The organism is Bradyrhizobium sp. BWC-3-1 (assembly GCF_032917965.1).
Classification (GTDB): Bacteria; Pseudomonadota; Alphaproteobacteria; order Rhizobiales; family Xanthobacteraceae; genus Bradyrhizobium; species Bradyrhizobium canariense_D.
In genome coordinates, this window is record NZ_CP136625.1 from 5,298,750 (window position 1) to 5,320,169 (window position 21,420).

20 protein-coding genes are annotated in these 21,420 nt (G+C 64.4%); 8 read left to right on the forward strand and 12 right to left on the reverse strand.

Annotation, left to right across the window (positions count from 1 at the left end; translation table 11 throughout):
* Positions 1 to 22: 22 nt before the first annotated feature.
* Complete coding sequence (locus RX329_RS25845) at positions 23 to 391, reverse strand: GFA family protein (protein ID WP_085352902.1); 369 nt, start codon at positions 389 to 391, stop codon at positions 23 to 25.
* A 627-nt stretch (positions 392 to 1,018) separates the two neighbouring features.
* Complete coding sequence (locus RX329_RS25850; protein ID WP_085352901.1) at positions 1,019 to 1,885, reverse strand: L,D-transpeptidase; 867 nt, start codon at positions 1,883 to 1,885, stop codon at positions 1,019 to 1,021.
* A 194-nt stretch (positions 1,886 to 2,079) separates the two neighbouring features.
* On the opposite strand from RX329_RS25850, the gene RX329_RS25855 reads away from it, so the two are divergent.
* The 7 genes from RX329_RS25855 to RX329_RS25885 all read left to right on the forward strand — a co-directional run bounded on the left by RX329_RS25855 (position 2,080) and on the right by RX329_RS25885 (position 10,191).
* The gene (locus RX329_RS25855) at positions 2,080 to 2,805 is read left to right on the forward strand and encodes a sulfite exporter TauE/SafE family protein (RefSeq protein WP_018459133.1); all 726 of its coding nucleotides are present in this window, start codon (positions 2,080 to 2,082) and stop codon (positions 2,803 to 2,805) included.
* A 103-nt stretch (positions 2,806 to 2,908) separates the two neighbouring features.
* The gene (gene radA, locus RX329_RS25860) at positions 2,909 to 4,354 is read left to right on the forward strand and encodes a DNA repair protein RadA (RefSeq protein WP_018459134.1); all 1,446 of its coding nucleotides are present in this window, start codon (positions 2,909 to 2,911) and stop codon (positions 4,352 to 4,354) included.
* Positions 4,355 to 4,519: 165 nt separating this feature from the next.
* Positions 4,520 to 5,149 carry a CvpA family protein gene (locus tag RX329_RS25865; RefSeq protein WP_007592055.1) on the forward strand — a complete coding sequence of 210 codons (630 nt, stop codon included), beginning with the start codon at positions 4,520 to 4,522 and terminating at the stop codon, positions 5,147 to 5,149.
* 28 nt (positions 5,150 to 5,177) lie between these two features.
* A complete protein-coding gene (gene purF, locus RX329_RS25870; RefSeq protein ID WP_085352900.1) occupies positions 5,178 to 6,683 on the forward strand; it encodes an amidophosphoribosyltransferase in 1,506 nt (501 codons plus the stop codon).
* A gap of 144 nt (positions 6,684 to 6,827) precedes the next feature.
* On the forward strand, positions 6,828 to 7,568 hold the full coding sequence (locus tag RX329_RS25875) for an SDR family NAD(P)-dependent oxidoreductase (RefSeq protein WP_085352899.1): 741 nt from the start codon (positions 6,828 to 6,830) through the stop codon (positions 7,566 to 7,568).
* Positions 7,569 to 7,646: 78 nt separating this feature from the next.
* Positions 7,647 to 8,795 (forward strand): hypothetical protein, encoded by a 1,149-nt coding sequence (locus RX329_RS25880; RefSeq protein ID WP_085352898.1) that lies wholly within the window; start codon positions 7,647 to 7,649, stop codon positions 8,793 to 8,795.
* Between the two features lie 169 nt (positions 8,796 to 8,964).
* Complete coding sequence (locus RX329_RS25885; protein WP_317244442.1) at positions 8,965 to 10,191, forward strand: ABC transporter substrate-binding protein; 1,227 nt, start codon at positions 8,965 to 8,967, stop codon at positions 10,189 to 10,191.
* 119 nt (positions 10,192 to 10,310) lie between these two features.
* Here RX329_RS25885 and RX329_RS25890 read toward each other — a convergent pair whose 3' ends face one another.
* From RX329_RS25890 to RX329_RS25925, 8 genes are all read right to left on the reverse strand, one after another.
* The gene (locus RX329_RS25890) at positions 10,311 to 11,564 is read right to left on the reverse strand and encodes a TCR/Tet family MFS transporter (RefSeq protein WP_085352896.1); all 1,254 of its coding nucleotides are present in this window, start codon (positions 11,562 to 11,564) and stop codon (positions 10,311 to 10,313) included.
* Entirely contained in the window at positions 11,561 to 12,943 is a 1,383-nt protein-coding gene (gene der / locus RX329_RS25895) for a ribosome biogenesis GTPase Der (protein WP_317244443.1), read from the reverse strand. The genes RX329_RS25890 and der overlap by 4 nt, the downstream gene beginning before the upstream one ends.
* 49 nt (positions 12,944 to 12,992) lie before the next feature.
* Positions 12,993 to 13,541, reverse strand: coding sequence for a hypothetical protein (locus RX329_RS25900; RefSeq protein ID WP_026233742.1), 549 nt, complete (start codon positions 13,539 to 13,541; stop codon positions 12,993 to 12,995).
* 26 nt (positions 13,542 to 13,567) lie between these two features.
* Complete coding sequence (locus tag RX329_RS25905; RefSeq protein WP_018459142.1) at positions 13,568 to 14,221, reverse strand: tetratricopeptide repeat protein; 654 nt, start codon at positions 14,219 to 14,221, stop codon at positions 13,568 to 13,570.
* Positions 14,222 to 14,388: 167 nt separating this feature from the next.
* Positions 14,389 to 15,981, reverse strand: coding sequence for a class I adenylate-forming enzyme family protein (locus RX329_RS25910; protein WP_085352894.1), 1,593 nt, complete (start codon positions 15,979 to 15,981; stop codon positions 14,389 to 14,391).
* A gap of 72 nt (positions 15,982 to 16,053) precedes the next feature.
* Complete coding sequence (locus RX329_RS25915) at positions 16,054 to 16,638, reverse strand: NnrU family protein (protein WP_085352893.1); 585 nt, start codon at positions 16,636 to 16,638, stop codon at positions 16,054 to 16,056.
* 71 nt (positions 16,639 to 16,709) lie between these two features.
* The gene (locus RX329_RS25920) at positions 16,710 to 17,288 is read right to left on the reverse strand and encodes a hypothetical protein (protein WP_085352892.1); all 579 of its coding nucleotides are present in this window, start codon (positions 17,286 to 17,288) and stop codon (positions 16,710 to 16,712) included.
* 227 nt (positions 17,289 to 17,515) lie between these two features.
* Positions 17,516 to 19,135, reverse strand: a complete 1,620-nt coding sequence (locus tag RX329_RS25925) for a peptide chain release factor 3 (RefSeq protein ID WP_085352891.1) — start codon at positions 19,133 to 19,135, stop codon at positions 17,516 to 17,518.
* A gap of 163 nt (positions 19,136 to 19,298) precedes the next feature.
* Between RX329_RS25925 and sugE the strand changes: the two genes are divergently transcribed.
* A complete protein-coding gene (sugE, locus tag RX329_RS25930) occupies positions 19,299 to 19,613 on the forward strand; it encodes a quaternary ammonium compound efflux SMR transporter SugE (protein WP_018459148.1) in 315 nt (104 codons plus the stop codon).
* Here the strand turns inward: sugE and RX329_RS25935 are convergent.
* Together RX329_RS25935 and RX329_RS25940 are read right to left on the reverse strand one after the other, a co-directional pair.
* On the reverse strand, positions 19,606 to 20,613 hold the full coding sequence (locus RX329_RS25935; protein ID WP_026233745.1) for an inorganic phosphate transporter: 1,008 nt from the start codon (positions 20,611 to 20,613) through the stop codon (positions 19,606 to 19,608). The two genes, sugE and RX329_RS25935, sit on opposite strands and share 8 nt — an antisense overlap.
* A 15-nt stretch (positions 20,614 to 20,628) precedes the next feature.
* A complete protein-coding gene (locus RX329_RS25940) occupies positions 20,629 to 21,273 on the reverse strand; it encodes a DUF47 domain-containing protein (RefSeq protein ID WP_018459150.1) in 645 nt (214 codons plus the stop codon).
* Positions 21,274 to 21,420 lie beyond the last annotated feature (147 nt).

The window sequence follows — 21,420 nt, forward strand, 5'->3', positions numbered from 1 at the left end:
AGACATGCGCGAGAGCGCATGCTCACCATAAATTCTTGCCATCGATCATGGTCACCGGCACGGTCTCGAGATCGAACTCGTCGAACAGGCGCGCGTTGACGGCGACCCTCGGATTGTCGAAATCGGGCTTGCCGGTCGACCAGTCCGGCGACTCCGAATAGGTACCGCAGCCGCAGCTTGCGCAGAAATGGTGTTTGACGGTGCGGCTGCCCCAGAGATAGGTCGCGACGTTCTCCGCGGGCGACAGCAGCCGAAACTGCGCCGGCGTGTAATAGGCCCACAACGCGCCGCGCTTGGCGCAGAGCGAACAGGTGCAACGGGTGACGCTCGCGGGCGCCTCCGTCACCTCGAACACCGTCTCACCGCAATGACAGCTTCCCTCGACCCGCATGACCCACTCTTTGTTTTGTCAGGAGATGGTCGTAGCCGGACCCTGCTGCCAACATGCTGTCAGCAGCGCGTAGCCGGACTTGCCCCATGTGCTGCGAGCACCGACTTGCCGCGCCAACTCAACAAAAACATGAAAAACAACCCCATGCACAGTAGCCGATGGCTGGCAAATCAATGGGTTACGCATGCTCCGAAACACTGATTTGACGCGTCGGGCAAACACTGGCGGGATGTTTTCAGAAGTGGTCGTCGACACGGTTGAGCGTGGACTTCATCGCAGCAGCGCGTCATGCGATGCGAAGGGCCTACGGGAGACAGCTCGGGCTTCGATATGAAGGGGCAGCGCGTCGACGCCCCTCTTCGGGAAGTCGAAGGCATGAAATTGCGATGGCAAATTGCAATCCTTGGTGCTGCTCTAACCGGCGCAGCTCTGAGCTACGCTTATACTCATACCGCAATCCGGGTGACTGAGCCGTGCCGGAGAAGTTCTCCGGGCGAGGTGGTGGTCTGTCCTCCGCCCTACAAGCCATAAATTGTTGTGCCTGTCACAAGCTTCGGGCCGGATGACCTCGTAGGCGACTTGAATTGCCTCCTTGTCCTCCGTTTCAGGATGAGGACGGAGGACGAATTACTGCGCCTCGGCGATCTTCGCTCCAGATGACGGCATCTGCGCGTGAGTTGCCGAGGGCCGGTTCGGCGGTGATGCCGGGTCCGGTAACCGGAACGCGGCGTCGGCTGGCGCTCCTTGGGGTGCTCGGCGGGCAACGGTCGTCGGAAGCACGATCACTTTCGCGCCGACTTTCACGCGATCATAGAGGTCAACGACGTCCTCATTGGTCAGTCGGATACAGCCGGACGAGACCCGCTTCCCGATCGTATCGGGCTTGTTGGTGCCGTGAATTCGATATTCGGTGTCGCCCAGATACATCGCCCGAGCGCCGAGCGGGTTGCCAGGACCTCCTGCCATGAACCGCGGCAGATAAGGCTGACGCGAGACCATCTCCGCAGGCGGATGCCAATCCGGCCATTCTGCCTTACGAGCCACAGTCTGCTCACCGGACCATGTGAAACCTTCGCGGCCAACACCGATGCCGTAGCGCAGTGCCTGCGCGTCGTTCAGAACGAGATAGAGGAATGTGTTCTTGGTATCGATGATCACGGTGCCCGGCGTCTGGCGGCTGGCGTAGTCAACCACCTGCCGCACGAATGCTCCGGGAACGTCAGCCGCTTTGGGCGGTTCGACCAGAGGCGCCGGGGCCGTAAGCGGAGCCGAAGCCGGCGTCGGAGCTGATGCATGAACAGGCGTTGAGACGTAAACCGGAGTTGATGACGCTTGGGCTTCGTGCGCGGACGGCTTTCGTGCCGGTTGCACGTTCGCCGGTCGGGACAGCAAGCCGTACCCCAACGCTGCGACGGCGACGGCGCCAACTGCAACTCTCGCGGCCATCGGGATTGCGAACGTCTGCGCCTTTCCGCGTTTGGCTCGCTTACCCATACTCTTCTTCCCCCAGGTCACTATGCCCAAGAGAGGTACCCAGTAAGATTTAAGAAACTTCGAAGCGATTTCGCTCAGACTGGAACCGTCGGCGATGGTTAACGCCGGGCTCTCGGCAAGATAAGGTTCTCTCGCCTCGCGGATCGCCCGCGCCGCTGGCCGCGGCTAAACTCTCCCGATTCGTGGAGACTGGTTTGGCTTTCTTGTTCGTCCTGATCGTCGGCCTCGTCGCAGGCACCATTTCCGGCATCGTCGGCACGGGCTCGTCGATCATGCTGATGCCGGTGCTGGTCTATGCCTATGGGCCAAAGGAGGCGGTGCCGATCATGGCATTGGCCGCCGTCATGGCCAACTTGTCACGAATCCTGGCCTGGTGGCGCGAGGTCGACTGGCGGGCCTGCACGGCTTATTCGGTGACAGGCATTCCAGCCGCCGTGCTCGGCGCGCGGACGCTGCTGGCCCTGCCCTCGCACGCCGTCGATCTCGCCATCGGCGTCTTCCTGATCGCGATGGTGCCGGTTCGGCACTGGTTGGCGCGGCACGATCTCAAGGCCAATCTCTGGCATCTGGCGATCGGCGGGGCCGTCATCGGCTATCTCACCGGCATCGTCGTCTCCACCGGCCCGCTCAGCGTGCCGCTATTCCTGTTCTACGGCTTGTCCCGCGGCGCTTTCCTCGCCACCGAAGCGGCATCTTCGCTCGGGCTCTATGTTGCGAAATCCGTGACTTTCGAACGTTTCGGCGCGCTGACTGGCGATGTGTTCGTCAAAGGCCTGGTCGCAGGATCGTCGTTGATGGCGGGCGCCTTCATCGCCAAACGCTTCGTGCTGCGCTTGAAGCCGGAGATGTTCCGCTTGGTGATGGACGCAATCATGATCGCGGCCGGCCTCTCCATGCTCTGGAACGCGGCGCAGCCGTAGCCGGGCTTCGGGGGGGCGCCGGGGCTCACTCTCTCGACCCGTCATTCCGTGCTATCAGCAAACCTGAAACCCCCGACTCGCTGTCCCCGGACTCGCTGTCCCCATGGCCAAGAACACACTTTCCTTCGTCTGCCAGAACTGCGGCGCGGCCTATAACCGCTGGCAGGGCAAATGCGAGTCCTGTGGCGAGTGGAATACGCTCGCGGAGGAGGACACGACCGGCAGCGTGCCGGTGTCGATCCGCTCCAAGCGCAAGGGGCGGACCTTCGCGCTCGAGAGCCTGTCCGGAAAAACCCAGGACGCCCCGCGCCTGTCCTCCGGCATGACGGAGCTCGATCGCGTGACCGGCGGCGGCTTTGTCCGCGGCTCGGTGCTGCTGGTCGGCGGCGATCCCGGCATCGGCAAGTCGACGCTGCTGACGCAGGCCACAAGCCTGCTCGCGCGCGCCGGACACCGCGTCGTCTACATCTCCGGCGAAGAGGCGGTCGCGCAGGTGCGGTTGCGCGCCGAACGGCTCGGGCTGTCGGATGCGCCGGTGCAGCTCGCCGCCGAAACGTCGGTCGAGGACATTGTCTCGACGCTGTCTGAGGGCGCGGTGCCGCGGCTGATCGTGATCGATTCGATTCAGACCATGTGGACCGACACGGTGGAATCGGCACCCGGCACGGTGACGCAGGTGCGCGCCTCGGCGCAGGCCCTGATCCGTTTTGCCAAAAGGACCGGCGCGGCCATCATCCTGGTCGGCCATGTAACCAAGGACGGACAGATCGCCGGCCCTCGCGTGGTCGAGCACATGGTCGATGCGGTGCTGTCGTTCGAGGGCGAAGGCTCGCAGCAATTCCGCATCCTGCGCGCCGTGAAGAATCGTTTCGGGCCGACCGACGAGATCGGCGTGTTCGAGATGACCGGGCTTGGCCTGCGCGAAGTCACCAATCCTTCCGAGCTGTTTTTGTCGGAGCGCGATCTCGGCACGCCCGGCACCGCAGTCTTCGCGGGTATCGAGGGTACAAGACCCGTTCTGGTCGAATTGCAGGCACTGGTGGCGCCGACCTCGCTCGGCACCCCGCGCCGGGCCGTGGTGGGCTGGGATCCGAGCCGGCTATCGATGGTGCTGGCGGTGCTGGAAGCCCATTGCGGGGTGAAGCTGTCCGGCCACGACGTCTATCTGAACGTCGCGGGCGGCCTGCGCATCCACGAGCCCGCGGCTGATCTGGCCGCCGCGGCGGCGCTGGTGTCCTCGCTGGTTAATGCGCAGTTGCCCTCCGATGCGGTCTATTTCGGCGAGATCTCGCTGTCCGGCGTGGTGCGCCCGGTAGCGCAGACCCCGGCCCGGCTGAAAGAAGCGGCAAAACTCGGCTTCCAGCGTGCCGTTCTGCCCGAATCGGCCCGGGGCGAAGCCGGCGGCGATGCCGGCTTGTCGCTGAACGCGATCAACAGCCTGACGACATTGGTCGCCGAGATCGCCGCACGCGGCTCCCGGCGGGGCGACTCGAGCGCACCGGCAGAGAAAAATGCCACACCAGCAAGATTCCGCCGTGGAGAGGGTTAGCCGGTGGTGACGTCCCCCGCCCTCGCCGCTATACAGCCGTCACAAAAGCAGCATGGGATTGTGTGGTTGCGGCCTTGCCGGGAACGTCGTCTGGCCCTCACTTAGGGCGGCGGCCAAGCACCGATTCGCTGAGCACCTTGAAGTACGAGCGGACCAGACCAGCCGATGCCAGTAACCATCCTCGACCTGATCCTGCTCGGTGTGATGCTGATTTCGGGCCTGCTCGCCATGGTTCGCGGCTTCATGCGCGAGATCCTGTCGATCGCGGCTTGGGGCACGGCGGCGATTGTCACGCTTTATTCATTCTCGAAGCTGCTGCCGACCGCAAAGACCTATTTCAACAACGATACCGTCGCGAGCGTGGTCGTGGTTGCCGGCGTGTTCGTGGGCACTTTGGTCGTGGTCTCCGTGATCACGGTCCGGATCTCCGACATGATCCTGGATTCGCGCATCGGCGCACTGGACCGCACCCTCGGCTTTCTGTTCGGGCTGGCGCGCGGACTTTTGATCGTCGTGGTCGCCTTCCTGTTCTTCACCTGGCTCGTGCCGGACAAGCAGCGCCCGGATTGGGTCACGGGGGCCAAATCCCGCGTGGTGCTGCAGGGAACCGGGGATTGGCTGATGGCCCTCTTGCCTGACGACCCCGAGAACACCATCTTGAAGAGATTCAAGAAAAACAAACCAGATGAAGAGCAAACTGATTCCGAGCAGCAGCCTTCGGGCAGTGGCGACGGATACAGCAAACCGGCTCGTGACAGCCTTAAAAAGCTGATCGAGAAACCCGCGGCGCGTTGATTAAGCCCTAACGAGAGGCTCGGACGAGATGCGAAATCCTGACCAGGACGCCCTACTTGATCTCGGCCCGGCCGCGCTGGAACTTCAAGACGATCTGGAGGGGGATACGCTGCGCGAGGAATGCGGCGTCTTCGGCATCTACGGCCACCCCGATGCCGCCGCCATCACGGCGCTCGGCCTCCATGCCCTTCAGCACCGCGGCCAGGAAGCAGCCGGCATCGTCTCCTATGACGGCGGCCGCTTTCATTCCGAACGCCGCCTCGGCCTCGTCGGCGACACCTTCTCCCGCCGCGAGGTGATCGATCGCCTGCCCGGCACAATGGCAGTCGGCCATGTCCGCTATTCCACCACCGGCGCGACGATCCTGCGCAACGTGCAGCCCCTGTTCGCCGAACTGAATGCCGGCGGCCTTGCGGTCGCCCACAACGGCAACCTCACCAACGGCCTGACGCTGCGCCGCGAGCTCGTGAAGAACGGCGCGATGATGCAGTCGACCACCGACACCGAGGTGATCCTGCACCTCGTCGCGCGCTCGAGGCGCAGCCGCTTCATCGAACGCTATATCGACGCGTTGCGCGAGATCGAGGGCGCCTATGCGCTGGTCTCCCTGACCAACAAGAAGCTGGTCGGTGCGCGCGATCCGCGCGGCATCCGTCCGCTGGTGCTCGGCGAGCTCGATGGTTGCCCGATCCTGACCTCCGAGACCTGCGCACTCGACATCATCGGCGCGCGCTTCGTCCGCGACATCGAGCCCGGCGAGGTCATCGTGTTCGACGAGAGCGGCCAGGACATCCACAAGCCGTTCCCGCCGATCGCGCCGCGCCCCTGCATCTTCGAATACATCTACTTCTCCCGTCCGGATTCCATCGTCCACGGCCGCTCGGTCTACGAGGTACGCAAGGCCTTCGGCGCGCAGCTCGCGCGCGAGAGCCACGTGCCGGTCGACGTCGTGGTGCCGGTGCCGGATTCCGGCGTGCCCGCCGCGGTCGGCTATAGCCAGCATTCCGGCATCCCGTTCGAACTCGGCATCATCCGCAACCACTATGTCGGCCGCACCTTCATCCAGCCGACGCAGGCGATCCGCGAATCCGGCGTGCGCATGAAGCATTCGGCCAACCGCGCCGCGATCGAAGGCAAGCGCATCATCCTGATCGACGATTCGCTGGTCCGCGGCACCACCTCGAAGAAGATCGTGCGCATGATGCGCGATGCCGGCGCCAAGGAAGTGCACTTCCGCCTCGCCTCGCCGCCGATCCTCTATCCCGACTATTACGGCATCGACCTGCCGGACCGTGGTGGTCTTCTTGCGGCGACGCATTCGCTGGAAGAGATGCGCGAGATCATCGGCGCCGACTCGCTCGCCTTCCTGTCGATCGACGGCATGTACCGCGCCATGGGCGAGCCCGGCCGCGACCCCGCCAATCCGAAATTCTCGGATCATTGCTTCACCGGGGCGTATCCGACCCACCTCACCGACCAGACCCAGACCGAGCAGCAGCCGCGGCAATTGTCGCTGCTTGCGGAGGCGAGCTAGGCTCGTCGTCCTGGCGAAAGCCAGGACCCATTACCACAGGCCTTTCTGGTTCGAAGAAGGTGTGACAATCATCTTCCCTAGCCATAAACGTCACGGCGTATGGGTCCTGGCTTTCGCCAGGACGACGCTGGATAGAACCTTTCAATGACAAATCCCCTCGCCAACCGCATCGCTCTCGTCACCGGCGCCTCGCGCGGCATCGGCTTCGCCACGGCAAAAGCGCTGGCCAGGGCCGGCGCGCATATCGTTGCGGTCGCGCGCACGCAGGGCGGGCTGGAAGAGCTCGACGACGAGATCCGCAAGGACGGCGGCAGCGCCACGCTGGTGCCGCTCAACCTCACCGATTCCGACGGCATCGCGCGGCTCGGCGCCGGCCTGCACGAACGCTACGGCAAGCTCGACATCCTGGTCGGCAATGCCGGCGTGCTCGGCCCCTCCTCGCCGATCGGCCATATCGAGCTGAAGGCCTTCACCGACGTGATGGCGGTCAATGTCTCCGCGAATTTCCAGTTGATCCGCTGCATGGAGCCGCTGCTCAAGCAGTCGGACGCCGGCCGCGCGGTGTTCGTCACTTCCGGCGCGGCCAACAAGGCGACCGGCTATGTCAGCCCCTACGCCGCCTCCAAGGCGGCGCTGGAAACGCTGGCGCGCGCCTGGGCGCAGGAGACCGCGAACACCAAGCTGCGCGTCAATCTGTTCAATCCGGGCCCCGTCCGCACCCGGATGCGCGCGACGCTGATGCCGGGCGAAGACCCAACGACGCTCGATACAGCCGAGCAGGTCGCCGAATTCATCGTGCCGATGTGCGCGCCTGATTGGACCGAGACCGGCAAGTTCTACGACTACAAGACCCGCAGCCTGATGAGCTTCCGCTCGCCGGCCTGATTGACTTGACGGCCTCCCCGCGATTGACTGCCCGCGCTCAAGCGGCAGCAAGCCGCAAGCCAATAAAGGGAGGTTGCCATGGCGCCATGGCGGAATCGCGCAGGCTTTAAGCGTGCGCTCGCAAATGTCTCTCGCGTCCTCTCCGTTCTGATCGTGGCCGTCGCGTTTGCGCTTCCGGGCGCGGCGACCGCCGGCGATGTCCCGACCTTCGCGGTCGATGCTTCCTGGCCAAAGCCGTTGCCGAACAACTGGATCCTCGGCCAGGTCGGCGGCATTACCGTCGACTGGCAGGGCCACATCTGGGTGATCCATCGTCCCCGCTCGCTCACCGACGACGAGAAAGGCGCGAGCCTCACTCCGCCGCGCTCGAAATGCTGCGTCTCGGCGCCGCCCGTGCTCGAATTCGACACGGATGGCAATCTGCTGCGATCGTGGGGCGGCGCGGGCGAAGGCTATGAATGGGTTGGCCGCGAGCACGGCATCGAAGTCGACGAGCGCGGCTTCGTCTGGGTCGGCGGCAATGCCGACAATGACAACGCGATCCTGAAATTCACGCTCGACGGCAAGTTCGTCGCGCAGATCGGCAAGATCGCGCCGAGCCTCGGCAGCAACGACACGACCCAGCTCGGCAAGCCCGCCGAGACCGCGATCGACAAGGCCGCCAACGAAATCTACGTCGCCGACGGCTACGGCAATCGCCGCGTCATCGTGTTCGACGCGACCACGCTCGCCTACAAGCGGCACTGGGGCGCCTACGGCAACAAGCCCGACGATACCAAGCAGGCTCCTTACGATCCCAAGGCGCCGGTTGCGCAGCAATTCGGCAATCCGGTCCACTGCGTGAAGCTCGCCAATGACGGGCTTGTCTACGTCTGCGACCGCATCAACAACCGCATCCAGGTCTTCAAGACGGACGGCACCTTCGTGAAGGAGTTCTTCTTCGAGAAGAACACGCTCGGCAACGGCGCGGTGTGGGACATCGCGATCTGGCCCGATCCGAAGCAGACCTGGCTGCTCAGCGCCGACGGTGAGAACAACGAGATCAGGGTGATCAGGCGCGAGGACGGCAGCGTGGTCGGCAGCTTCGGGCACAATGGCCGCAATGCCGGACAATTCCACTGGGTGCATGCCATGGCGATCGACGCCAAGGGTAACGTCTATACCGCCGAGGTCGACACCGGAAAGCGGATCCAGAAATTCAAGCTGACATCGGACGCGCTGAAATAGCCTCTCGACGCATTTTGCCCAAAAGTTAACGGAGGGATGACGCTGCGACGCAGCGTCATCCGGCTTTAGGCGCATTGCCGCCGGCCGTGGGACACGGTAGAGCCATCAGCCGGAACAAGGCTCCGTTCAAGAGAGCCGTCCGCATGTTTGACAATGGAGGAAACCTTTTATGACGACGACGTTCGCGCGCCGCTCTGCGGCCCTTCTGGCCTGTGCCGCCTTCGGTTTTGCCACATCCGCCTTCGCTCAGGACAAGACTGTCAAGATCGGCGTGCTCAACGACATGTCGAGCCTCTATGCCGACATCGGCGGCCCTAACTCCGTGGTCGCGATCAAGATGGCGGTCGAGGATTCCGGCCTGCTCAAGAAGGACTGGAAGATCGACGTCATCAGCGGCGACCATCAGAACAAGCCGGACGTCGGCGTCAACATTGCCCGGCAATGGATCGACAACGACAAGGTCGACGCGATCGCGGACACGCCGAATTCCGGTGTCGCCCTGGCGGTCAGCAACCTGGTCAAGGAAAAGAACTCGGTGCTGCTCAATTCCGGCGCGGCCTCCGCCGACCTGACCGGCAAGGCCTGCACGCCGAACACGGTCTCCTATACCTACGACACCTACATGTTGGCCAACGGCACCGGCAAGGCGCTGACCAAGGCCGGCGGCGACAGCTGGTTTTTCCTGACCGCAGATTATGCCTTCGGCCATGCGCTCGAACGCGACACCACCGCGGTCGTGACTGCGAACGGCGGCAAGGTGCTCGGCAGCGTCAAGCATCCGATCAATACCGCGGACTTCTCGTCCTTCCTGCTGCAGGCGCAATCGTCCAAGGCCAAGGTGGTGGGCCTTGCCAATGCCGGCGGCGACACCACGAACTCGATCAAGCAGGCCGCCGAGTTCGGCATTGTGCAGGGCGGGCAGAAGCTCGCGGCGCTGCTGCTGTTCATCAACGACGTGCATTCACTAGGTCTGAAGACCGCCCAGGGCCTGACCTTCACGGAATCTTTCTACTGGGACATGAACGAGCAGACCCGCGCCTGGTCGAAGCGATTCTCGGCGCTGGCCAACAAGAATGCGATGCCCTCCATGACGCAGGCCGGCAATTACGCGATGGTGCTGCATTATCTCAAGGCGATGGACGCGCTCGGCAGCAATCCGCATGACGGCGCCAAGGTCGTCGCCAAGATGAAGGAGCTTCCGACCGACGATCCGCTGTTCGGCAAGGGCCCGCTGCGCGAGGACGGGCGTCGTCTCATCCCGGCCTATCTGTTCGAGGTGAAGAAGCCCGAAGAATCGAAGGGACCGTGGGATTACTACAAGCAGATCGCCACGATCGCGGCGGAAGACGCCGCCAAGCCGCTCAAGGACAGCGAGTGCCCGCTGGTGAAGAAGTAAGGGCGTAGCTTGCGCAACTGCCTCCACGACGTCATGCCCGGGCTTGTCCCGGGCATCTACGTTCTGGACCGGACGAAGAACGTGGATGGCCGGGACAAGCCCGGCCATGACGGCCCTCTTCAAGTCCCCTTGGCGACAGCCAGCGCCCGTACCGCGATCGCCACGCACACCACCATCAGCACCGCCGCGAGCAGGAACGGCGCGCCGGGCAGCTGCCACGGCGCGCTGGCGCCGATGAAATATGAAAAGGTCAGCGTGAACAGGAACGGGCCGACGAGCTGCGACACGCTCTGCACGCTCGCGGTCGCGCCCTGCAACTGGCCCTGCTGATCGGGCGCGACCAGCCGCGTCATCAGCGATTGCATGGCGGCGCCCGAAATGCCCCAAAGCGACATCACGGGAATGCCGATCCAGAACAGCGGTCCGGTCGGCGCCGCGCCGAAGATCACGAAGCCGATCGCGCCACAGCACAGGCCCAGCAACAACGCGTTGCGCTCGCCGAGCACACGCACGATCGGGCCGATCGCGAGCCCCTGCACCACCATCGCGCAGATGCCGACCATCGCCAGCGTCAGCCCCACGGTTTTCGAATCCCAGCCGTAGCGATAAGTGGCGTAGAGCACGAAGGTCGAGGGCAACACGACATGCGCGACCTGCGCGATGAAATTGACGACGGACAGCGCGGCGAGCACCGCGTTGGAACGCAGCAGGCGGAGCGCTCCGAGCGGATTGGCGCTCCTCCAGCGGAACGGCGCGCGCTTGTCCGGCGCCAACGATTCCGGCAGGACGAAGAGCCCATAGAGCGCATTGGCGAAGCTCAAGGCCGCCGAGGCCCAGAACGGCAGGCGCGGATCGATATCGCCGAGCAGGCCGCCCAGCGCCGGGCCCAGCACGAAGCCGGCGCCGAATGCAGCGCCAATCCTGCCGAACACCGCTGCGCGCCGCTCCGGCGGCGCGATGTCGGCGATATAGGCAAAGGCGGTCGAGATGCTGGCCGAGGTGATGCCCGAGATGACGCGGCCGACGAACAGCCAGACCAGCGACGGCGCCAGCGCCATCAGCACGTAATCGGCCGCGAGCCCGAAATTCGACAGCAGCACCACCGGCCGCCGCCCGAAGCGGTCCGACAGCGCGCCGAGCACCGGCGAGAATACGAACTGCATCAGCGCCCATGCGGTGCCGAACAGGCCGAAGATGCGGGCCGCATGGGCCGTGTCGTTGTCGACGAAGCTCTCGATCAGTTTTGGCAGGATCGGCATGATCACGCCGAGCGCGAGCATATCGAGCAGGATGGTGACGAAGATGAAGGCGACCGCACCGCGCCGGACTGGCGCTGCGCCCTGCGCCATCGCCTCGCCGGCGTCGTTGCTCACGACGGCCGCTTGCGCTTGTGGGCGAACGGATTGGCCTTCTCGCGCAAGGTGATACGCACCGGCGTGCCGGGCAGCTCGAAGGCCTCACGCAGCGAATTGGTGAGATATCGCAGATACGACTGCGGTACCGCGTCCGCACGCGAGCAGAACAACACGAAGCTTGGCGGGCGGGCCTTGGTCTGCGTGATGTAGTTCAGCTTGAGTCGTCGTCCGGACACGGCCGGCGGCGGATTGGCTTGGACCGCCTCCTCGAACCAGCGGTTCAGCGCCGCGGTCGACACACGCCTGTTCCAAAGCGCATAGGCATCCTGGATCGCCTGCATCAATCGATCGATGCCCTCGCCCATCAAGCCGGAGACGGCGACGATCGGCAAGCCCTTGATCTGCGGCAGCAAGTGATCGGCATCGCGGCGCAGGTTCGAGATCGCGCCGCCGCCCTTGCTTTCCATCAGGTCCCATTTGTTGACGGCGAGCACGACGGCCCGACCCTCGCGCTCGATCAGGTCGGCAATGCGAAGATCCTGCTCCTCGAAGCGGTTCTGCGCATCCATCATCATCACGACGACTTCGGCAAAGCGCACCGCGCGCAGTGCGTCGGCGACCGAGAGCTTCTCGAGCTTCTCCTCGATCCGCGAGCGCCGGCGCAGACCTGCGGTGTCGAACACCCGAAACTCGCGCCCCTTCCAGTTGATCTCGACCGCGATGGAATCGCGCGTGGTACCCGCCTCCGGGCTCGTCAGCAGGCGCTCCTCGCCGAGCAGATGATTGATCATCGTCGACTTGCCGGCGTTGGGCCGGCCGACGATCGCGACCCGGATCGGACGCGTGGCCGCCTCTTCCTCCGTCAGCGGCTCGTCGTCCTCGACCTCATCCTCCTCGACGGGCTCCGGCATCAGCTCTCTCAAGGCGTCATAGAGCTCACCCAGGCCCTCGCCATGCTCGGCCGAGATCTGGATGGGATCGCCGAGGCCGAGCGCGAAAGCCTCCATCGCGCCGGCATCGCCGTGCTTGCCTTCGCTCTTGTTCGCGACGAGCATCACCGGCTTGTTGGCCTTGCGGGCGAAATCGGCGAAGGCGCGATCGTTGGGCGTGAGGCCCATGCGGGCATCAATCACGAAGAACAGCGCGTCGGCCTGTGCGATCGCGGCCTCCGTCTGCTCCTGCATGCGGGCGGTCAGCGAGCCCTTGGCACCCTCATCGAGGCCGGCGGTGTCGATGATCGTGAAGTCGAGATCGCCGAGCCTGGCCTCGCCCTCGCGGCGGTCGCGGGTGACGCCGGGGAGGTCATCGACAAGCGCGAGCTTCTGCCCGACCAGACGGTTGAACAGCGTCGACTTGCCGACATTGGGTCGGCCGATAATGGCAATCTTAAAGGACATGGGTCATTCGTGCGCTGCCGGAGCCGCGCCTGTCAATGAAATGAAAAAATCAGCGCGAGAAGCTGCCGCTCGGCATGGGCGCCGGGAAGGCGCCCTGCGTTTGCTGCTGGGTGGTCTGGGTCGGTTGCGCCTGCTGGACGGATTGATCGGGCGGCGGCGCGGTGGTGCGCTTGCGCACGATCTTCTGCCTGGGCGGCGGCGTGGCCGCGGGCGGCGCGGCCTCGGGCTGGGCCTCGCCGTCGACTTCGCCGGCGGGCGCCTCAGCCGGCGCGACGGCTGCGGTGGCCGGCTGCCTGGTCTTTTTCGCCTTGGCACCCTTCGCCGGCTTCGGCTCGGGCGCAGGCTCGGTGGGCAGAGCCGCAACGGCGGGTCCGTTCGGATCGGGCTGTTGCTGGGCGCCCTTGTACATATCCTTCGGAACGCCTTGCTCGAGGCCGGGCACGCCTTCCGGGAACACCGGCTTGCGGTCGCCCGGCAGCTTCTTCTTGGTGTCGAGGAAGTCGAGCATGTCGCTCGGATCGAAGCTGGAGCAACCGCCCAGCACGCCCGTGAAGGCGATCAGGACGGCGGTTGCGATCAAGCGTGGCGTGCGGCGCATGTCGGTATCTCGTCTCAGCTCTCGGCTCAGCTCTTCGCTACGGGCGGCAGCAGGGCCTGCAGCGCCTCGGCGCGTGAGCGCAGGCCGGGCGGCGTTTCGCCGTCCTCGGCAATCGCGTCGAGCCATTTGCGGGCCGCAGTCACATCGTTGTTGCGCCAGGCCGACAGCGCCAGCATCTCGCGGGCGGTGTGACGGAAGGTCGATTTGGGTGCGGTCGAGGCTTCCAGCCGCTGCTGCATGTCCGCATAGCCGGCGCTGTCGAGCAGGAGACCGGCGGCGCGGATCTTTGCCAGATCCTGCCACTCGCCGCCTACACTGCGGTCGGCGGCGATGTCGTCATACAGCTTGGCGCCTGCCTTGGGATCGCGGGCCGCCGCCTCGGCCGCAGCACGCAGCCGCGCCAGGGTGCGATAGCCCGATGGAGCCTTGGCAGCGAGCTCGGTGAAGGCCGCCTCGGCCTCCGCATGCTTGTCCTGCTCGGACAGCTCAGCGGCCTTCTCGAAGGCAGCACCGGCCTCGGCAGCCTTCTTGGCTTCAAGATATTGGTAACCGCGCCAGCCGCCCACGGCGGCGACGATCAGCACCATCAGTGCGATAAAGACGATCGAATATTTATCCCACAGCTTCTTGAGCTGTTCGCGACGTACTTCCTCGTCGACTTCGTCAAATAATTCAGACACTTATGCTAATCCCATGCCCGTCCGGGTGCGCGCGCCAAAGCGTTCGCGTCAGGAATCCCGTCCCCACGTGGCGGCGGGGTACCCTAACGATATGGCGGTGGCAAGGCAAAGCGAGCCCGATCAAGGCGTTAACCACCCGGGACAGCCCGAGAGACCGCCTCCCCGGGTCAATTTCCCAACAGCTCCCGCAGCTGTCGCTTCAGCACCTTGCCATTGGCATTGCGCGGCAGCGGCTCCGCGGTGATCACCATGGTCTCCGGGACCTTGTAGTCGGACAGCCGTTCCGCGCACCAGGCGCGCAAGGCCTCGCTGTCCACCGGCGCACGCGCCACCACCACGGCGTGGACGCGTTCGCCCAGCACCGGACAGGCCTTGGCGACAATCGCGCTCTCGACCACGGCGGGATGGCCGGCCAGCACCGATTCGACCTCGGCCGAATAGATCTTGAGGCCACCCCGATTGATCATGTCCTTCTGCCGGTCGAACACCCGGACAAATCCCTCCGCGTCGACCGAGCCGAGATCGCCGGAATGCCAGAACCCGCTGGTGAAGCTTTCGGCCGTGGCTTTGGGATTGTTCCAGTAGCCCTTGATGACGGACGCACTCTGGATCCAGAGCTCGCCGATTTCCCCAGGCGGCAGCTCACGCCCGTCCGCGTCCATCGCCAGGATGCGCGCACCCGGACACGGCAGGCCGACGCTGTCGATATGGCTTTCCGTCAACTCGCCCGGCATGATCGTGGACGGCGACGTGGTCTCGGTCGCACCGTAGCAATTCGCCAGCGCGAGGCCGGGAATGATCGCCTTGAGCTTCTCGATGGTGGCAACCGGCATCGGTGCGCCGCCAAAGCCGCCGATGCGCCAGTTCGACAGATCGTAGCTCTCGATATCGGGCTGGAGCAGGCACAGATTGTACATCGCCGGCACCATCACCGTGTAGGTGACGCGCTCGCGCGCGGCGAGCTTGAGATATTCGCCGGCTTTGAACTCCGGCATGATGATCAACGCGCCACCGCAGCAGATCATCGTCGTGATGTTGGCGACCACGCCGGTGACATGGCCGAGCGGCACTGCCGCGATCGAACGGTCGGCCGCCGTCAATTGCAGGCAGGACATGAGGATCATCGAGGAATGGACGATGTTGCAATGGGCCAGCATCGCGCCCTTGGGCTTGCCTGTCGTGCCCGAGGTGTAGAGGATCATCGCGGTGTCCTCCTCGCTCGTCTCGACCGGCGCCGCGGCCGGGGCGTTGTCGACGAGCACCGCGAAATCCGACAGAGCCGGATCGTGGTCGATGGCGATGCGGTCGATCACATCGGGCACGTCCAGTGCGTCCGGCAGCCGCTCCGCAAGTGCCGCCTCGTGGATCAGGATCTTGGCGCCGCAGTCGGCGAGCACATAGGCGATTTCCGGCTTCTGCTGCCGCGTGCTGAGCAGCACCGTGACAAGCCCCTCATGCGCGGCAGCAAACAGCAGCAGCGGGAATTCGACGCGGTTGCCGAGCAGGATCGCGACACGATCGCCGCGCTGCAATCCGAGCTTGCGAAATCCCGCCGCGATCCGCGCACCCTGCTCAACGGCCTGCCGCCAGCTCAGCCGGACATCGCCTGAGATCAGCGCTTCGCCGTCGGGATTGCGGGCGCAGGCGTCCGCAATCATCGCCCACAGGCTCGACGGCCGATCGCAAAATGCCGGTACCACCCGATCGCCGAAGCGCGCCTCGAACCGCATTGGCGGGATCTGAGAATGCGACCAGTCCATCGGATTGCCCTCGGCTTGTTACTTTCGTTACCTTCCGCGCACGGGCATGCGGTCCTGTCTTGTGCTGATCGGCTAGCCGCCCATCACGGGAACGCCGATGACGACGGGATGGAACGCAAAAGCCAGCGCCAGATAAGCGACGATTCCAACCACGACCGCGATCAGATCGTTGGTGACGCCGCCGACCGGAATCGGCGGACCGCCGCCATCGGTGCGACGCTTCAGCGTGATGCGGTCATACACCGCCCAGCCCAGAAAGGACCCGAACAGGATGATGGAGCCGAGATCGCCATTGGCCAGAAGATGCGCCGCCGCCCACAGCTTGATGCCGGCCAGCATCGGATGCTTCAGCGTCGCATAGATGCGGCCGCGCAGATAGGACGCAACCACCAGGATGACCGCGGGCAGCATCAGCGCGAGCGTGATGTGCTTCAGCGCCTTCGGTGGATACCAGACGTCGATCCAGCCGGTCGCGCGGTAGTGGGCGAAGCCCCAGATGATCAGTGCGAGCCCCGCGAGCGAGGCAAGCGAATAGAGGATCTTGTAGGTCCCCTCGCCCACTCTCGCGATGGCCTGCGCGCGCGCCTCGCGTTTCGTCGTGAGCACATGCGCCGCAAAAAACAGCGCAAGCCCCAGGATCATAACCAGCAGACCCACGAGATTCTCCCCTCAACCAGCGCCCCAGCCCATGGCGTATCATCGATTGGCCGCGGGTCGCAACTGATGCGCTACTTGCCGATCTCGCGATTGTCGACATACCGGATCGCGATCGGCCGCCCGGCGATGGCACCGCCAAAACCGCCGGTGAACTTCAGCGGCAGGCAGGCGTTCAACGATGAATTGATTGCATTAAGATAGGTAGTTCTCGTCTCGGCGGGCACGCCTGCGGTCGCAAAGGTCAGGCGCGGCGGGCCGATCAGGCCGCCCGATTTGTTGAAGCTGAAGCGCACGGCGATCTGCATGCCCGCGCGCGCATTGTCCGATGGCGGCGACCAGCAGCTGCGCAGCTCGGCGAAGAGATCGCCAATCGTATCGAGATCGTGATCCGGCTTTTGGTATTTGGCGCGATCCGCCTCCGCCGGCACGCTTTGGATCGTGAGCTGGAGGTTCTGGCCGTAGGGATAGTCGATCTCGGGAATGCAGGGGCCAGGCTCGAGCGGGCTGCAATAGGACGGCGTGCAGGGCCGGCCATCGAGGACGCTGCACGGCTCGTGCGAAAACGGAATTGGGTTGATTTGTCGCGGCCGCGCATCGGCGGCGATCACGGCAAAGACGGTCAGGAACAGCACGAGGATTGCGCGCAACATCGGGAGCACCAAACGGGCGACCACATTCAAATTGGTAGGACTTGAAGCGGCTTCAAGCCATTCGCGTTCACGTGCTCGCGTTTACCCACGGTGTCGTCGTCCGGCTTGATCGGACGACCCAGTATTCCAGAGGCGATCGTTGTTGAGCCGAGAGGCCGCGGCGTACTGGATGCCCCGGTCAAGCCGGGGCATGACAGCGGAGGGTGAGGAGCGGACGGAGCCCCACCCTAGCCCTTCTTCTTGACGTCCTTGACGTTGGTGAACTCGATGCCCTCCGCCCGTTCCCTTGTGTAGCCGAGATAGAACTCGTTCCGCGCCAGATAGACGGGATCGCCGTCGACATCGTCGGCGATGCTGGAGGTGTTGGCAGCGATGAAGGTATCGAGCTTCTTGCGGTCGTCCGACGAGACCCAGCGCGCGAGCTGGAACTCGCTGACCTCGAATTCGACTGGGAGCGAATATTCCGCATCCAGCCGGGCCTTGAGCACGTCGAGCTGGAGTGCGCCAACGACTCCGACCAACGCCGGTGCGCCGTCGCGCGGGCGGAACACCTGCACCACGCCCTCTTCCGACATCTGCTGAAGCGCTTCCTTCAACTTCTTCGCTTTCATCGCATCGGTGAGACGCACGCGGCGGACGATTTCGGGCGCAAAGCTCGGCACGCCGACGAAGTTGAAATCCTCACCGTCGGTCAGCGTATCGCCGATGCGCAGCGTGCCGTGATTGGGAATGCCGACGACGTCGCCGGCATAGGCCTCGTCCGCAACCGAACGGTCCTGCGCGAAGAAGAATTGCGGGCTGGACAGCGGCATGCTCTTGCCGGTGCGCACGAGCTTCGCCTTCATGCCGCGGCTCAGCTTTCCGGAGCAGAGGCGGGCGAAAGCGATGCGGTCGCGGTGGTTGGGATCCATGTTGGCCTGGATCTTGAACACGAAGGCGCTCATGCGCGGGTCGGTGGCTTCGACCTTGCGCTGGTCGCTCTCCTGCGCGCGTGGCTCGGGCGCGAACTTGCCGAGTCCTTGCAGCAGGTCACCGACGCCGAAATTGCGCAGCGCGCTGCCGAAATAAACCGGCGTCAGATGACCCTCGCGAAACGCTTCGAGCTCGAACGGTTTTGAAGCCGCGGTGACGAGTTCGAGCTCGTCCTTGACCGCCGACACGTCGAGATTGGCATTGAGCTTGGCGAGCTCGGCGATCTCGATCTGCTGCGCCGCGCCAGTTTTGGCGCCACCGCCTTCGAGCAGGCGCACGCCGCCATTGACGACGTCATAGGTGCCGAGGAACTCGCGGCCGCGGCCGACAGGCCAGGTCATCGGCGTGGTATCGAGCGCCAGCGTCTTCTCGATCTCGTCGAGAAGCTCGAAGACGTCGCGGCTCTCGCGGTCCATCTTGTTGATGAAGGTGATGATCGGGATATCCCGAAGACGACACACCTCGAACAGCTTTCGGGTGCGCGCCTCGATGCCCTTGGCGGCGTCGATCACCATGACGGCGGAATCGACCGCCGTGAGCGTGCGATAGGTGTCTTCCGAAAAGTCCTCGTGGCCCGGCGTGTCCAGCAGGTTGAACACGAGGCCCTCGAACTCGAAGGTCATGACCGAGGTCACGACCGAGATGCCGCGCTCGCGCTCGATCTTCATCCAGTCCGAACGCGTGTTGCGCCGCTCGCCCTTGGCCTTGACCTGGCCGGCCAGATTGATGGCGCCACCGAACAGCAGCAGCTTTTCGGTCAGCGTGGTCTTGCCGGCGTCCGGATGCGAGATGATCGCAAAGGTACGCCGCCGCGACACTTCAGCGGCAAGCGAGGAACGGGCCGTCGATTCGGCTGTGGTGGCGATGTCGGACATTGCGGCAGCGTTTGGCAGGGAAAATGAGCCTGATCAAGCCTGATCTGGTGATTGCGGAGGCTTCCGGCCAGCCCCATATCGGGCTTGGGTTGGGAGGGACGGCCTTCCCTTGCTATCAGCACACCAGTCGCGGGGACGACCCTGCCTTGAATGGAGGGTCGTCATGGCCTGGAGCATCCTGTTCGTCGCCGGTCTGCTGGAGATCTCCTGGGCCATCGGCCTCAAATATACCGAGGGGTTCACCAGGCTCGTTCCGTCAATCCTCACGCTCGGCGCCATGGCCGGCAGCATCATCCTGCTCGGGCTCGCTCTCAAATCGCTGCCGATTGGAACCGCTTATGCGGTCTGGACCGGCATCGGTGCGGTCGGCACCGCGACGCTCGGCATCGTCCTGTTCGGCGAGCCGGCCACCGCGTTCCGCCTCGCCAGCATCGGGCTGATCGTCGCCGGCATTGTCGGACTGAAGCTGGTTACCTGACGAAGATCTTGACCGCCCACCAGCTCAGCGCGGCGACGATGGCCGAGGCCGGCATCGTGATCACCCAGGCATAGACGATCGAGCTGGCGACGTTCCAGCGCACCGCCGAGAGGCGGCGGGCCGCGCCGACGCCGACGATGGCGCCGGTGATGGTGTGGGTGGTCGAGACCGGAACACCGAGAAAGGTCGCCATGAACAGGGTCGCGGCACCGCCGGTCTCGGCGCAAAAGCCCTGCATCGGGGTCAGCCTGGTGATGCGCAGGCCCATGGTGCGGACGATGCGCCAGCCGCCCATCAGCGTTCCCATCGCCATCGCGGCCTGGCACGAGAGCACCACCCAGAAGGGTACGAAGAATTCGCCGCCGAGCTGGCCCTGCGAATAGAGCAGCACGGCGATGATGCCCATGGTCTTCTGAGCGTCGTTACCACCATGGCCGAGCGAATAGAGCGAGGCGGAGGCGAATTGCAGGATGCGGAAGGCGCGATCCACGGCAAAGGGCGTGGAGCGCACCGAGGCCCAGGAGACGATCGCGACCAGCACCATCGCGAGCAGGAAGCCGACCAGCGGAGACAGCACGATGGCGATCACCGTCTTGGACAACCCGCTCCAGACCGCCGCTGAAAGGCCGGCTTTGGCCACGCCGGCACCAAACAAGCCGCCGATCAATGCATGAGACGAGGACGATGGGATGCCGAGCGCCCATGTCACCAGGTTCCAGACGATGGCGCCGACCAGCGCGGCGAAGATCACCTGAGCATCCACGATCGCGGGATCGATGATGCCGGTGCCGATAGTCTGGGCAACGTGCAGCCCGAACACCATGAAGGCGACGAAGTTGAAGAACGCGGCCCAGAACACCGCGTATTGCGGCCGCAGCACGCGGGTCGAGACGATGGTCGCGATCGAATTGGCGGCGTCGTGCAGGCCGTTCAGGAAGTCGAACAGCAGCGCGACGGCGATCAATCCGACAAGGACGGGAAGACCCAACGCAACATCCACGGCGTGGCCCCTGCCCTAAACTTGCTCGATGACGATGCTGTTGATCTCGTTCGCGACGTCGTCGAAGCGGTCGGCGACTTTCTCGAGATGGTCGTAGATCTCTGCGCCGACGATGAAATCCATCGCGTTGCCGCCGCGATGCTTGAGGAACAGTTCCTTCAGCCCGATATCATGGAGATCGTCGACGCGGCCTTCCAGCTTGCCAAGCTCTTCCGTGATCGCGGTCAGCATGGCCACGTTCTGACCGATCTTCTGCATCAGCGGCAGCGCGCGGCCGACCAGATTGGCGCATTCGATCAGAAGCCCGCCGATCTCCCGCATCGGCGGCTCGAAGCTGCGGACCTCGAACAGCATCACGGCCTTGGCGGTCTGCTGCATCTGGTCGATGGCGTCGTCCATCGAGGTGATCAGGTTCTTGATGTCGCCGCGGTCGAACGGGGTGATGAAGGTGCGGCGCACCGCGGTCAGCACCTCACGGGTGATGTTGTCGGCATCGTTCTCGAACTGGTTGACGCGCTGGCAATAGACCGGCGTCTCCTCGCCCCCGTTGAGCATGCTCTGGAGCGCGATCGAGCCCTGGATCACGGTCTGGGCGTGGCGGTCGAACAGGTCGAAGAACCGTTCTTCCTTCGGCAGGAAAGCGCGAAACAATCGCATCATGGGAGAGAGACTACCGGTTGGATGATGGCCTGGCCCAAGCGGGCCGTCATGAAACTGTCATAGACCATTTTCGATCCACGCGCGTGCCACCTCACGCCCGTGGAGCCGGATCATCCACCGCTTTCGCGCGTCAACACATCTTCTATT

Bases quoted from the DNA above. Each gene is read 5' to 3' on its own strand.
- RX329_RS25940 (WP_018459150.1), bottom strand. From the start codon at position 21,273: ATGATGCGATTGTTTCGCGCTTTCCTGCCGAAGGAAGAACGGTTCTTC.
- sugE (WP_018459148.1), top strand. From the start codon at position 19,299: ATGGCCTGGAGCATCCTGTTCGTCGCCGGTCTGCTGGAGATCTCCTGG.
- RX329_RS25910 (WP_085352894.1), bottom strand. From the start codon at position 15,981: ATGGACTGGTCGCATTCTCAGATCCCGCCAATGCGGTTCGAGGCGCGC.
- RX329_RS25885 (WP_317244442.1), top strand. From the start codon at position 8,965: ATGACGACGACGTTCGCGCGCCGCTCTGCGGCCCTTCTGGCCTGTGCC.
- RX329_RS25865 (WP_007592055.1), top strand. From the start codon at position 4,520: ATGCCAGTAACCATCCTCGACCTGATCCTGCTCGGTGTGATGCTGATT.
- radA (WP_018459134.1), top strand. From the start codon at position 2,909: ATGGCCAAGAACACACTTTCCTTCGTCTGCCAGAACTGCGGCGCGGCC.
- RX329_RS25900 (WP_026233742.1), bottom strand. From the start codon at position 13,541: ATGCGCCGCACGCCACGCTTGATCGCAACCGCCGTCCTGATCGCCTTC.
- RX329_RS25925 (WP_085352891.1), bottom strand. From the start codon at position 19,135: ATGTCCGACATCGCCACCACAGCCGAATCGACGGCCCGTTCCTCGCTT.
- der (WP_317244443.1), bottom strand. From the start codon at position 12,943: ATGTCCTTTAAGATTGCCATTATCGGCCGACCCAATGTCGGCAAGTCG.
- purF (WP_085352900.1), top strand. From the start codon at position 5,178: ATGCGAAATCCTGACCAGGACGCCCTACTTGATCTCGGCCCGGCCGCG.
- RX329_RS25875 (WP_085352899.1), top strand. From the start codon at position 6,828: ATGACAAATCCCCTCGCCAACCGCATCGCTCTCGTCACCGGCGCCTCG.
- RX329_RS25920 (WP_085352892.1), bottom strand. From the start codon at position 17,288: ATGTTGCGCGCAATCCTCGTGCTGTTCCTGACCGTCTTTGCCGTGATC.
- RX329_RS25850 (WP_085352901.1), bottom strand. From the start codon at position 1,885: ATGGGTAAGCGAGCCAAACGCGGAAAGGCGCAGACGTTCGCAATCCCG.
- RX329_RS25845 (WP_085352902.1), bottom strand. From the start codon at position 391: ATGCGGGTCGAGGGAAGCTGTCATTGCGGTGAGACGGTGTTCGAGGTG.
- RX329_RS25880 (WP_085352898.1), top strand. From the start codon at position 7,647: ATGGCGCCATGGCGGAATCGCGCAGGCTTTAAGCGTGCGCTCGCAAAT.